The sequence below is a fragment of the Leisingera sp. ANG-M6 genome (genome assembly GCF_000813905.1).
Lineage (GTDB): Bacteria > Pseudomonadota > Alphaproteobacteria > Rhodobacterales > Rhodobacteraceae > Leisingera.
This window is the reverse complement of record NZ_JWLG01000003.1, coordinates 24170-36438: the sequence shown is the minus strand read 5'-3', so window position 1 is coordinate 36438 and position 12269 is coordinate 24170. Positions and strand designations below refer to the sequence as shown.

General features: G+C 66.7%; 12 protein-coding genes and 1 riboswitch. Of the genes, 2 read left to right on the top strand and 10 right to left on the bottom strand.

Translation table 11 applies throughout. From position 1 onward, the window contains the following. Positions 1-4: 4 nt before the first annotated feature. From cobM to RA24_RS01570, 3 genes are read right to left on the bottom strand one after another with little or no spacing between them, the layout of a single operon-like run. On the bottom strand, positions 5-799 hold the full coding sequence (cobM, locus tag RA24_RS01580) for a precorrin-4 C(11)-methyltransferase (RefSeq protein WP_039189327.1): 795 nt from the start codon (positions 797-799) through the stop codon (positions 5-7). Next, positions 796-1173 (bottom strand): cobalamin biosynthesis protein, encoded by a 378-nt coding sequence (locus RA24_RS01575; RefSeq protein ID WP_039189325.1) that lies wholly within the window; start codon positions 1171-1173, stop codon positions 796-798. Before RA24_RS01575 ends, cobM begins: the two co-directional genes overlap by 4 nt. Beyond that, a complete protein-coding gene (locus RA24_RS01570) occupies positions 1170-2354 on the bottom strand; it encodes a bifunctional cobalt-precorrin-7 (C(5))-methyltransferase/cobalt-precorrin-6B (C(15))-methyltransferase (protein ID WP_039189323.1) in 1185 nt (394 codons plus the stop codon). Before RA24_RS01570 ends, RA24_RS01575 begins: the two co-directional genes overlap by 4 nt. On the opposite strand from RA24_RS01570, the gene RA24_RS01565 reads away from it, so the two are divergent. Beyond that, positions 2353-3096 carry a cobalt-precorrin-6A reductase gene (locus tag RA24_RS01565; protein ID WP_039189322.1) on the top strand — a complete coding sequence of 248 codons (744 nt, stop codon included), beginning with the start codon at positions 2353-2355 and terminating at the stop codon, positions 3094-3096. The two genes, RA24_RS01570 and RA24_RS01565, sit on opposite strands and share 2 nt — an antisense overlap. Here the strand turns inward: RA24_RS01565 and cobJ are convergent. The 7 genes from cobJ to RA24_RS01530 all read right to left on the bottom strand — a co-directional run bounded on the left by cobJ (position 3078) and on the right by RA24_RS01530 (position 11195). Then, positions 3078-3842 (bottom strand): precorrin-3B C(17)-methyltransferase, encoded by a 765-nt coding sequence (cobJ, locus tag RA24_RS01560; protein ID WP_039189320.1) that lies wholly within the window; start codon positions 3840-3842, stop codon positions 3078-3080. The two genes, RA24_RS01565 and cobJ, sit on opposite strands and share 19 nt — an antisense overlap. Further along, positions 3839-4555, bottom strand: coding sequence for a precorrin-2 C(20)-methyltransferase (locus RA24_RS01555; RefSeq protein ID WP_029205069.1), 717 nt, complete (start codon positions 4553-4555; stop codon positions 3839-3841). Before RA24_RS01555 ends, cobJ begins: the two co-directional genes overlap by 4 nt. Before the next feature lie 2 nt (positions 4556-4557). Beyond that, positions 4558-5187, bottom strand: a complete 630-nt coding sequence (locus RA24_RS01550; protein WP_039189318.1) for a precorrin-8X methylmutase — start codon at positions 5185-5187, stop codon at positions 4558-4560. Position 5188: 1 nt separating this feature from the next. Next, on the bottom strand, positions 5189-6352 hold the full coding sequence (cobG, locus tag RA24_RS01545) for a precorrin-3B synthase (protein WP_039189316.1): 1164 nt from the start codon (positions 6350-6352) through the stop codon (positions 5189-5191). Further along, positions 6349-9594 carry a cobaltochelatase subunit CobN gene (cobN, locus tag RA24_RS01540; RefSeq protein WP_039189313.1) on the bottom strand — a complete coding sequence of 1082 codons (3246 nt, stop codon included), beginning with the start codon at positions 9592-9594 and terminating at the stop codon, positions 6349-6351. Before cobN ends, cobG begins: the two co-directional genes overlap by 4 nt. Positions 9595-9747: 153 nt before the next feature. Then, positions 9748-10782 carry a cobalamin biosynthesis protein CobW gene (gene cobW, locus RA24_RS01535; protein WP_019298450.1) on the bottom strand — a complete coding sequence of 345 codons (1035 nt, stop codon included), beginning with the start codon at positions 10780-10782 and terminating at the stop codon, positions 9748-9750. Positions 10783-10784: 2 nt separating this feature from the next. Continuing rightward, positions 10785-11195: a DUF1636 family protein gene (locus RA24_RS01530; protein WP_039189310.1), complete on the bottom strand. Its 411-nt coding sequence runs from the start codon at positions 11193-11195 to the stop codon at positions 10785-10787. 97 nt (positions 11196-11292) lie between these two features. Further along, positions 11293-11502, bottom strand: a riboswitch (cobalamin riboswitch). A 51-nt stretch (positions 11503-11553) separates the two neighbouring features. Between RA24_RS01530 and cobO the strand changes: the two genes are divergently transcribed. Next, positions 11554-12189 (top strand): cob(I)yrinic acid a,c-diamide adenosyltransferase, encoded by a 636-nt coding sequence (gene cobO, locus RA24_RS01525; protein WP_039173313.1) that lies wholly within the window; start codon positions 11554-11556, stop codon positions 12187-12189. The last annotated feature ends 80 nt before the right edge of the window (positions 12190-12269 follow it).

Sequence of the window (12269 nt, the reverse complement as noted above, 5' to 3'; positions counted from 1 at the left end):
GGTCTTAGTCGTCCCCATGGTTCCAGCTCGACCACGGGCTGTCAGCCGTTTGCGGGCGGTAGCGGCGGTCGTAGTCGGTGGAATAGAGGCAGCTTTCTTCAAAGCCCTCGCCCTTCAGAACCGGCCCAACAAGGATCAGCGCGGTGCGGGAGATCTTCTCATCCAGCGACTCTTTCAGCGTGTCCAGGGTGGCGCGGATGATCTGCTGATCCGGCCAGCTGGCGCGGTAGACCACGGCGACCGGGCAGTCCGCACCGTAATGCGGTGTCAGGCTGTCGACCACATGGTCCAGATTGCCGATCGACAGGTGGATCGCCAGGGTGGTGCCGGTTTTCGCGAAATTCTCCAGCGACTCGCCTGCAGGCATCGAGGACGCGCGGCCCGGGGTGCGGGTCAGCACCACCGACTGGCCGAGGCCCGGCAGGGTGAGCTCGGTTCCCAGCGCCGCAGCCGCAGCGGCAAAGGACGGCACGCCCGGGGTGACGCTCACCGGGATGCCCTCTGCTTTCAGGCGGCGGATCTGCTCGCCCATGGCGGACCAGACCGACAGGTCGCCGGAATGCAGCCGCGCCACGTCCTGTCCTGCCTCGTGCGCTGCCTTGATCTCTGCCACGATGGCATCCAGGTCCATTGCCGCGGTGTTCACGATCTTCGCGTCCGCCGGGCAGTGGCTCAGGATTTCCTCCGGCACCAGCGAACCCGCGTACAGGCACACCGGGCAGGACGCGATGATGTTGCGCCCGCGCAGGGTCAGAAGATCGGCAGCGCCCGGTCCGGCGCCAATGAAGTGAACGGTCATGGCTCAAGTCTTTCTGCTATGGCCGCGGTGGCAAGCCCATCCGCGGTGACAACTCTGGGGGCGAGCAGGCGCGACTGCGCGCCCGGCACCCCGTGGCGCGCCCCGGCCAGCGCCGCGGCTTCCGCCAGCGACCCGGTGCCGAACCGCGCCTTGATCCGGGGGGAGCAGGTGAGGGTCTGCTCCCCGGCAATATCCTGATTTTCAAGCGCAATCACCGGCAGGCCGATGCTGCGCGCAAACTCCTGCATGGCCGGCGCCCCGGCCTTCTCCGCGACAGAGGCCAGTGCATCCACCTGCGCGCCGGTCAATGCCAGTGCCGCCTGCAGATCTGCCGCTGTGGCGGCACTGCGAAACCCGATGCCTGCCACCTTCATCGCGTGGCGCTCCACTGAATCACGGGCCGCGCCCGCCGCCAGTCGCGCATGGAACCCAGGGGGCCTGCCTCGGCAATCTCGGCCTTCAGCAGATGCCCGCCGCGCGTGGCATGGGCCTGCATCAGCAGGGTCTCGGTTTCCAGTGTGACGCCATTGGCAACCAGCCGGGTGCCCTCGGGCAGGATGTTCCACAAATGGTCCAAAAGCTCTTGCGAGCCGCCGCCGCCGATGAAGACACAGTCAGGCAGGGGCTGGCCGTCCAGCACCTCCGGCGCCTTGCCCAGCACCGGCTTCATCCGGTGATCCAGCCCAAAGGCCGCGGCATTGGCGCGGATGTTCTCCAGCCGGCTCTCGCGCGGCTCAAAAGTGATGGCCTGTGCGCCGGGGGCGGCCAGGCACCACTCGACCGAGACCGAGCCGGAGCCGCCGCCGATATCCCACAGTAGTTCGCTTGCGCGCGGTGCCAGGGCCGACAGGGTCAGCGCCCGGACCGGACGCTTGGTGATCTGCCCGTCGCTGGCAAAAAGATCATCCGCCAGCCCGGACGCCTGCGGCAGTCCGGGCCGCATGGCCTCGATGGCCATAAGGACCGGCGCCCCACCGGATGCCGAATCCCAACTTTCGGCCGTGGTGCTGTGCATCTGTTCCCTGGGGCCGCCAAGCCGTTCCATTACGGTCAGTTCAGCATCAGGCTGACCATGCACAACCAGCCATTCCGCCAGCTCCGCCGGGGCCTTGCCATCCCGCAGTGTGCAGATGACCCGCACACCCCGCCCCAACAAGGGCAGAAGCCGCGCATAAGGCGCGGCATGCAGGCCTAGGCACAGAACGTCCTCCAGCTTCCAGCCCAGCCGGTTGGCGGCCAGCGCGAAACAGGATGGCACCGGGTAAGAGATCCACTCATCGGGCGCCAGATCCCGCATCAGCGAACCGCCGGCGCCATGCCAGAACGGATCGCCCGAGGCTAGCACCGCGACGTTGCGGCCGCGCATCGCCAGCACAGGTTCAATGGAAAACGGCACCGGCCAGGGCTGGCCTTTGCTGCCCGCACCCGCCAGTTCCAGGTGCCGCGGGCCGCCGAAAATCACATCGGCCTCCGCCAGCGCCTTCCGGCTTGCATCGCCCAAGCCTTCCAGTCCATTTTCGCCCAGACCGATTATCGTAAGCCATGGATCAGACATGACACGCATCCTTCTTCTGGGCGGCACCACCGAGGCCTCGGCGCTCGCCAAAACCCTGGCCGAAGCAGGCGCGGATGCGGTGTTCTCCTACGCGGGTCGTACCGCCAAACCGGTCAGCCAGCCGCTGCCCACCCGCATTGGCGGCTTTGGCGGCGCGGACGGGCTGGCGGATTACCTGCAGGCCGAAGGGATCACCCATGTGGTCGATGCCACCCATCCCTTCGCGGCGCAGATGAGCACCAACGCGGTGGGCGCTTGCGCATTGGTGGGCGTGCCGCTCTGCGCCTTTGAGCGCCCGGCCTGGCAGGCGGGAGAGGGCGACAACTGGGTGCAAGCGGACAGCATTGAACAGGCCGTGGAGGCTCTTCCCGAAACCCCGGCACGGGTGTTTCTGGCGATCGGCAAGCAAAACCTTGCGCAATTCGCGGCCAAGCCCCAGCACCACTACCTGCTGCGGCTGGTGGACGAACCCGAAGCGCCCCTGCCGTTGCCGCACACAACGGTCGAGATTGCCCGCGGGCCGTTTGACGTCGCGGGCGACACCGCGCTGATGCAGTGCCACGCCATCACCCATGTGGTCGCCAAGAACGCCGGCGGCGCGGGGGCCGCGGCCAAGCTCACTGCCGCGCGCGGTCTTGGCCTGCCGGTCATCATGATCGGCAGACCCAAGGTGCCCGAGCGCCCCATCAAAGGCAACGTGGCAGAGGTGATGGCCTGGATTGCTCATCCTTCGGCAGCGTAGCGTGGAGTATAGACGTAATTGCCCACCCTGCGGGTGTCGCGGTTGCCGACAATCACCACGGTGCGCATGTCGGCCATCTCAGGCGTGGCCTCCTTCAGCGGCACGGTCAGCAGCTCCTGCCCGGGTTTGGTCACGTCGCGAGCGAAGGTGATCAGCGTGTCCGCGCCGCAGGCCTCGCGCAGGATCTCCAGCGCGCGGGCAAACTGATGCGGGCGTGACTTGGAGCGCGGGTTGTAAAACGCCATTGCCAGACCGGCCTCGCCAACCAGCTGCAGGCGCTTTTCGATCAGGCACCAGGGCTTCAGGTTGTCGCTGAGGTTGATGGCCGCGAAATCATGCCCCAGCGGCGCGCCGATGGCGGCAGCGGCGGCCAGCATCGCGGTGATGCCCGGCAGCACCTTGATCTCCAGATCCAGCCATTCGGGGTGGCTTTCCGCGCTGTTCTCCAGCGCCTCGAACACGGCGGAGGCCATGGCAAACACGCCCGGATCGCCGGAGGACACCACGACCACGCGCTTGCCTTCGGCGGCCATCTCCAGCGCATGGGTGGCGCGGTCGACCTCAACCCGGTTGTCAGTGGCGTGCAGGGTCAGCCCCTCGCGCGGCGCGATACGGTTCACATAGGGGATATAGCCAACGATATCCGTGGCTTCCGCGATGACGTCGCGGACTTCCTGGGTCACCAGTGCTTCATTTCCCGGGCCGAGGCCCGCAATCACCACCCAGCCGTTTTGCGATAGTTTCATGGCCGGCGCCCCTGTCCGTGAACCAATACGATGGAGAAATAGGGCACCTCGCCTGTGATCTCCGACAGCTTCTGAACGGTCTGGCCGGGCATGGTGCCGCGTTCGACCAGCCAGGCTTCACCGGCACGGCCAGCCCGTTCCAGTGCGCGGCGCAGCTTGGGCAGGTTGCGGCCGATCTTCATAACCACCAGCGCGTCGGTTTCTGCCGCGCGCTTAGCCAGCTCATCCTCGCTGAGGGTCGCCATCGCCACGGTCAGCACGTCATCGCCCCAGGTGATCGGCTGGCCAGAGGCGGTCCAGCAGCCGGACATGCCGGTGATGCCGGGCACGATCTCTTGCTCCGCACGGCCTTGCAGGCGGGTGTAGAGATGCATGTAAGAGCCATAGAGGAACGGGTCGCCCTCGCACAGGACCACCACGTCCTCATCCTTGGCGATTTCGGCCAATGTGTCGGCCCACTGGTCATAGAATTCGCCCAGCACCCGGTTGTATTCAGGGTCGGAGAAATGGATTTCGGTCGTAACCGGATATTCCATCGCGTGTTCGGTGACGCCTTCGGCCAGCATGCCCTCGACGATGGCGCGGGCCTGGCCCTGACGGCCTGCCTTGCGGAAGTACGCGATGTGGCGCGCGCCTGTGATCAGCCGGTGCGAGCGGACGCTCATCAGGTCGGGATCACCGGGGCCAAGCCCTGCGCAGATGACTTTGCCCATCGTTACTCTTTCCAGCTTGCCAGTGCGTTCACCGCCGCAACGGTGATGGCGGAGCCGCCCAGACGGCCCTTCACGATCATCGACGGGACCGGCAGGTCCTCCATCAGCGCGTCCTTGGATTCCATCGCGCCGACAAAGCCCACGGGACAGCCGATGATGGCGGCGGGGCGGGGGCAGGCCGGGTCCTTCAGCATGTTCAGCAGATGAAATAGTGCGGTGGGGGCGTTGCCGATGGCCACGACGGCGCCGTCCAGTTTCGGGCGCCACAGCTCCAGTGCGGCGGCGGAACGGGTGTTGGACATTTCCTTGGCCAGCTCCGGCACCTTGGGGTCGCGCAGGGTGCAGATTACCTCATTGTCCGCGGGCAGGCGCGGGCGGGTGATGCCTTCGCTCACCATATAGGCATCGCAGAGGATCGGCGCACCGTTCGCCAGGGCTGCACGGGCGGTTTCAGCCATGCCGTCGGAGAAGCGCACGTGCTCCTCCAGCCCCACCATGCCAGCGGCGTGGATCATGCGGACGACGACGCTTTCCTCGTCCTTGTTGAAGCGCGCCAGATCGGCTTCGCGGCGGATGGTGGCAAAGCTTTCGGCGTAGATCGCGGCGCCGTTGGTTTCATAGGTGTGGAGCATGTCAGCTGCCCTCTTTCAGAAGTTCGGGAGCGGCGCGCAACGCGTCGGCGCTCAGGCGGGTCTTTAGCGGCTGATCCGCGGCAGTGCCATTGCGGATCAGGGAGAATTCGTTTTCGCCGGTTGCGGTCAGTGTCAGCGGTGCGGTGCCCGGGCAGGCACAGCCTTTGGTGCAGCCGGAAATATGAAGTTTGGTCCCCGAGGGAACGTGCGGCGCTAGGTCACGGGCCAGATCACGGGTTGCAGACAGCGCCTGCAGGCAGCCGGGCGCCCCGGTGCAAGCGACGACTTGCAGGCGCGGATCCGTTGCATCCAGGATCAGGCCGGGCAGGGGCGGCAGGCTTTCCGCGCCTTCCACCAGAAGCGCGCGCCAGGGGGTGAGGCGGATATCGCCGTGGCCTGCCAACTGTGCCAGCGTTGCGGCGGGCATCTGGCCGAATTCCAGCGCCGCGAGAGTTCCTGCGGACACAGTGCCCGGCTTTGCGATGAAAGCGGTTCTTGCCACCGGTGCGGCATGTGCCGCCGGCGGCCCGCGGCGCGCAATGAGACGGTGCATCCGGCCACGGCCCTCAGGCGCGCCGCCCTGTTTCAGGAACCAGCGGGCGAGGGCGAGGGCTTCGGCGACAGCGGATTCACGTGTGACGGGCAGGCCGATTTCAGCGCCGTCAGCGCGCAGGATCAGGGTGCTGTCAGAGCGTTCGATGCGGATATCGGCAGCGGTGTCTTGCAGGACGGGTTCCGAGCCGCAGTCGACGGCAAAGCCGAACTTGCCGGGCAGGGTAAGGTCTGTTGCCGCGGTCAGCGCGGCGCTGAGCGCTGCTGCGATGGCGTGGGTGTCGTCGCCCGCCGTCCAGAACGGCGCGAGCAGGACGTTGCGGCGGGCTTCGGCGCTTGCGTCCGGGTCGATGAAGCCGAGATCGCGTAGGGCGCCGATCAGCTCCTCATGTGCCTCTTCGCGGATGCCGCGCATCTGCAAGTTGGCGCGGGCAGAGATATCCAGTAGGCCGTTACCAAACTCTTCAGAAAGCCTTGCCACACCGCGCGCTTGGGTAACGGTCAGTTTACCCATTGGCGCGCGCACCCGCACCACCAGCCCGTCGCCCGACATCATTGGCCGCAGGGCGCCGGGGCACCAGCCATAGACCTTGGGGGCGGCAGCGGCACTCATGCGGCGCCCTCCAGCTCTGCCATGATCGAGTTGCGCCGTGTGCTCCAGAGGCCTGCATCAAACAGGGCGCGGAAGCGGTCACGCATGGCGGCGAGCGCTTCGGGGTTTTCGCGCTCCATGAACGCCACCAGATCGTCGCGGCCCAGGGTGGCCTCGAAGTAGAGGTCGAACAGATGCGGCTGCACCACCTGGGCCAGATGCGCGAAGGCAGCCATGTGATCGAGCGTCGCAGCGATTTCCGCCGCGCCGCGGAAGCCGTGACTCATCATTGAGGTGGCCCAGTCCGGATTGGCGGCGCGGGCGCGGGTGACGCGGGCGATTTCTTCGCCCAGGGAACGTGCCTGCGGCTTGTCGGGCCGTGTGGCGTCGAGGTGGTAGAGCGCGGGTGTTGCTTGGCCGATGCGCGCCATTGCGGCGGCAAAGCCGGCCTCATGCGCGGCGTAATCAGACGCGACCAGCAGGTCGGTTTCCGGCAGGTCCTGCAGGTGCACAAAGCTGTCGGCACCCTGCAGGCGGGTTTCCAGCGCCTCGCGGGCGTCGCTGATCTCTCCCTTGGCGTCGATGGCGTGGGAAGAGGCATTGAGCCAGGCCTCGCCCGCCGCCTTACGCGCTGCATCGGTGTAGTCGTCCAGATGCGGGTTCATCGACAGACCGTACTGGCCCGGCTTGGGGCCGAAGACGCGCGGGGTCTCAGTGAGATAGGGGTTGTCGGCCTGGGTTTCCTCGCGGCCCGCCAGTGCGGCAGCGGCACTTTCGAACATCTGGGCAAGGCCCGGGAAGACGTCGCGGAACAGGCCGGACACCCGCAGGGTCACGTCGATGCGCGGGCGGTTCAGCATGGAGAGCGGCAGCACCTCGAAACCGGAGACGCGCTCGGAGCCTTCGTCCCACTTGGGTGCCAGCCCTGCAAGGTGCAGCGCCATAGCGAACTCCTCACCCGCGGTGCGCATGGTGGCGGAGCCCCAGAGGTCGATCACCAGCCCCTTGGGCCAGTCGCCGTGGTCCTGAAGGTGGCGGCGCAGCAGTTCTTCCGCCAGTTTGACCCCTTGCGCATGCGCCGCCCGCGACGGCACCGCCCGCGGGTCGGTTGTGAAGAGGTTGCGCCCGGTCGGGATCACATCGGCGCGGCCGCGGAACGGCGAGCCGGAAGGGCCGGGGGTGACGATCTGGCCGTCCAGCGCAGCAATCAGCCCGGCGCGTTCCTCCGCTCCGCATTGGCCGGTGCCGAAGATGTGCAAGCCCTCGCCGTACTGGCTTTCCTTGATGTCGCAGACAAAGGCGTCAATGCGTGTGATCGCCTCAGCCGGGGAAGTGTCGGGGGTGAGGCCGAGGTCGGCCTCCACACCGGTTCCCTGCGCCTCGGCGCGGATGTCGCCGATCAGCCGGTCGCGGCGGGCGGGATCAAGGCCGTCGGCGGTGGAATATTCATCCAGCAGGCTTTCGAGCCGCGCCATGCCCTCAGGCAGGTTGGTCTGCGCCAGCGGCGGCGGCAAGTGGCCGATGGTCACGGCGCCGATACGGCGCTTGGCCTGGGCGGCCTCGCCCGGGTCATTGACGATGAACGGGTAGGCGACGGGCAGCGGGCCGGTCAGCACCTCGGGCCAGCAGGCGCCGGAGAGGGCGACTGCCTTGCCCGGCAGCCATTCCAGGGTGCCGTGGGCGCCGATGTGCACGAGGGCGTCGGTTTGGTCGCGCAGCCACAGGTAAAAGGCGGCATAGGCGTGGCGCGGGGTGCGGTCGAGGTCGTGGTAGTCGTCGACGCGGGTTTTGACCTCGCCGCGTTCGGGCTGCAGGGCGATCAGGGCGTTGCCTGCACGCAAGGCCTTGAAATGAAAGGCGCCGTTGCGGCAATTGGCGTCTTCTTCCGGGCTGCCCCAAGCCTCAGTCAGGGTGTTTTGCAGGTCTTGCGGCAGTGTGGAGAGGGCCTGGCGGTAGTCCTCCAGCGGGACGCTGAGTGTTTCCTCCATCAGCCGCAGGCCGGTGTTTTCCAGCGCTTCGACGGCGTAGCCCTGGGCCGCCAGTTCGCGCAGGATCTCGTCGCAGGAGGCCAGCGCGTCGAGGCCGACGGCATGGGCGAGGTTGTGGTCGCGGCCAGGGTAGGTGGAGAGGATCAGCGCCAGGCGCTTGTCCGCATTCGGCAGTTTGGCGAGGCGCAGCCAGCCCTCCACACGGTCCACAGCAGCCTTGATGCGGTCTGCATCGGCGCGGTGGGCAAAGCGGGAGTATTGCAGGTCCGGGTCCTTCTTACCCGGCGATTTGAAGCTGACGACGCCTGCAAAGATGCGCCCGTCAACCTCCGGCAGGACGACGTGCATGGCGAGGTCGGCGGGCGACAGTCCTCGGTCGGCCTCGGCCCAGTCTTTCTTGCGTGCGGTGGAGAGGGCGACCTGGAACACCGGGCAGCCGGTGGCGGAGAGCGGCGAGGCGCTGCCGTCGGTGCCTTGGGCGGAAAACGCAGTGGCGTTGATGATGGCTGCCGGGCTCAGCGAGGGCAGTTTTTCGCGCAGCCAGTCCGCGGCAGTGGGCGCCTTGAGGCTGGCGGCAAAGGCGCCATAGGCCGCATAGCCGCGGGCGCGGAGCTCCTCGATCATGGCATCCACCGGGGCGGTGTCGGCAGCGGTGAGGTAAGAGCGGTAGAAGCTCACCAGCACCAGCGGTTTGTCCTGCGGCGGCAGGTCCGCAAGCACGCCTTTAGCTGGGTCGTAGAAGCCGTGTTCGGGTGTGGTCTTGAGACCCAGAACCGGGCCTGCGTAGAGACCGGCAGCCAGCGAAAGCTGTGCAAGCGCCGCCTGAGCAGCGACGGCGCCGCCGGCGTCGCACAGGGATTGCAGGCGGCGCAGGGTGGAGACTGGCAGGGTGGACAGCTCATCCAGCCGCGCATCCTCGCGGCCGTCTGCTGGCAGGATGGCCAGCGCGATGCCCTTGCGCCGGGCAAGGTCTTGCAGGGTAGCAAGGCCGTAGGACCAGTAGCTTTCGCCGCCAATCAGGCGGACAAGGACGCCCTTGGCGCCTTCCAGTGTCTGTTCCGCGTAAACGTCGACCGACAGCGGGTGCTTGAGCGCCACAAGGTTGGCGAGGCGCAAGCTGGGCAGCTTGCCGTCCGCACGGTGCCAGCCCGCCGCAAAGGCGCCGAGGTCGCTGTCGGAGAAGGACAGCACCACAAGGTCCGCGGGCGTCTGCCCGAGGTCCTGCGGGGTGTCGGTCTCGTCAAGGCCGTGGCTTTCGCGGAAGACGACGTGCATCAGTTTCTGCCTTTCCCGGCCAGCAAAATGGTGTCCCGGGGCGGAAGCCCCGGATTGCGCCCGACCCGCCCCCATGGGCGGGCGCGATTGCGCCCACCCCGGGACGGGCGCGATCCTTTCCGCTCATGAAGTTTACGGGTCAGGGGCATCAGCTTACGCCCCCAGCTCGGCGCGGATGGCCTGTTCGTCGATGTCGTCATGCTCGGCGATAACCACCAGCGCGGTTTTGCGCGGCTGCGCGCCCCAGGGCTGGTCATACTGGGCGCGCAGGCGCTCGCCCACGGCCTGAACCAGCATCCGCATCGGTTTCCCCTCCACCGCGACATAGCCTTTGACGCGCAGGATATTGCGCTCGCGGGCGAGTTTCACGATAGCATTCTGCAGCGCTTCGGGGTCGGAGACTTCGCCCATTTCGACAACGATGCTTTCAAAATCGTCATGCTCGTGGTCGTGGTGGCCGTCGTGGTGGCTGGGGCGCGCCTCCAGATCGTCTTCGGCAGCGGCATTCAGGCCCAGAATGATGCGCGGGTCGATGACGCCTTCGCTCATCGGCAGGATCGGCAGCTTGCGCGGTGCCTCGGCCTCGATCACCGCGCGGGCCTTCTCGACACCTGCGTCGCCGGCCAGATCGGCCTTGGACAGCAGCACGATGTCGGCGCAGGAGATCTGATCCTCGAACACTTCGCTGAGCGGGGTTTCGTGGTCGATGCTGTCGTCCGCCTCGCGCTGGGCCTGCACGGCGTCCAGGTCGGGGGCGAACTGGCCCTTGGCGACCGCCTCGGCATCGGCCAGCGCAATCACGCCGTCGACGGTGATGCGGGAGCGGATCGCGGGCCAGTCAAAGGCTTTCAGCAGCGGTTTGGGCAGCGCCAGGCCGGAGGTTTCGATCACGATGTGATCGGGCTTTTCGGGCAGGTCCATCAGCTGTTCGATGGTGGGGATGAAGTCATCGGCCACGGTGCAGCAGATACAGCCGTTTGCCAGCTCCATGATGTTCTCCGCTGGGCAGTTTTCATCAGCGCAGGATTTCAGGATGTCACCGTCAACGCCAGCGGTGCCGAACTCGTTCACCACAACCGCCAGGCGCTTGCCCTGCGGGTTCTGCATCAGGTGGCGGATCAGGGTGGTCTTGCCCGCACCGAGGAAGCCGGTGATGACGGTGACGGGGATCTTGTTGAGGTCGCTCATGTTTACTCCTCGGAGAAGAACTTGGCCGGCGGGATGCGGGCAACGGATTGCTTGCGGAAAGTCTGCGGGCGCTCGCGCCAGGGCACGACCCCATCGGTAGTGGCGGCATAGGCTGCGGCGCCTTCCAGAATTTCGGGGACATGCTGGTCCGGGTCGAGGTCGCCGTAGACATAGGTCCAGCGTTCTTCGCCGCCGACCAAGGCCACGGCGCAGCCGCGCTTGCAGGAGGACAGGCATTCGACGCCGCGCAGGCGAACGCCTTCGGGCATTCCGGCTTCTTCCAGGGCTGTGTGAAGGATGGCGCCGGGGCGGGCGGCCTCCGGGTCGGCGCCCTCGCGGCGGCAGGTGAGGCAAACGGTCAGCGTGACCGGTCCCTGGGTGCTGGCAGTCTTGCCTGCCATATCGTCAGCCATCAGCGCGTCTCCTGTCGCGGCAGGGCGTGCGGGATGGCCAGAAAGGAACTGTGTCGTGCCAGTCCCTCACCCGGTCGCAGAACACCCCGTCTGCCCGTTGATCTCTCTCTCGCTGGCAGGTCTCCCGGCTTGCGGATGCCAAGGCGCTCAGGCCTTGCCGGCCATCCTGCCTTCCCGGGACGTATTCCCAGTGGCATGGCGGCCTCATCCGGTCACGGTCGCGGGGGCGGCTGTGCTTGAGCCTTGGCAAGGCCTTCACATTCCCTCTTCGCCTGTTTTCACAGGAACCAGCTGAACCCCCTTGCGCTATGGCGGGCTTCTTTGTCAAGACATGGGGTCAAACAGCTGGAGAGCCCCCATGAGCGAAAAGTCTGAAACCGGCATCTCAGAGGAAGAAGCCGCCCGTCACGCCTCCAAGATGGCCAAGAAGAAGGCCGCGCGCGACCGGATGATGAAGACCAAGGAAGGCGAGAAGGGCCTAATCATCGTCCACACCGGGCCGGGCAAGGGCAAATCCTCCTCCGGCTTCGGCATGATCATGCGCTGCATTGCCCATGGGATGCCGTCCGCCGTGGTGCAGTTCATCAAGGGCGCCTGGCAGACCGGCGAGCGCACCCTGATCGAGGAGAACTTCAGCGATCTCTGCCAGTTCTATGCGATGGGCGAGGGCTTCACCTGGGAAACCCAGGACAAGGCGCGCGACATTGCCGCCGCGCAGAAGGGCTGGGAAAAGGCCAAGGAGATGATCCTGGACGAGCGCAATACCATGGTTCTGCTCGACGAGATCAACATCGCGCTGCGTTATGAGTATCTGGACCTGGAGGAGGTGCTGGAGTTCCTGGTGGAGCAGAAGCCGCCGATGACCCATGTGGTGCTGACAGGGCGCAACGCCAAGGAGGAGCTGATCGAGATCGCCGACCTAGTGACCGAGATGGGGCAGATCAAACACCCGTTCCGCGCCGGCGTGAAGGCGCAGAAGGGCGTGGAGTTTTAAGACCCTTTCAGAATGTCCTGCCCGGCGGCACGCCGGGCAGCGCCCGTCCCGCCCCCACGGGCCGGGCGCTTCGCTTCCAC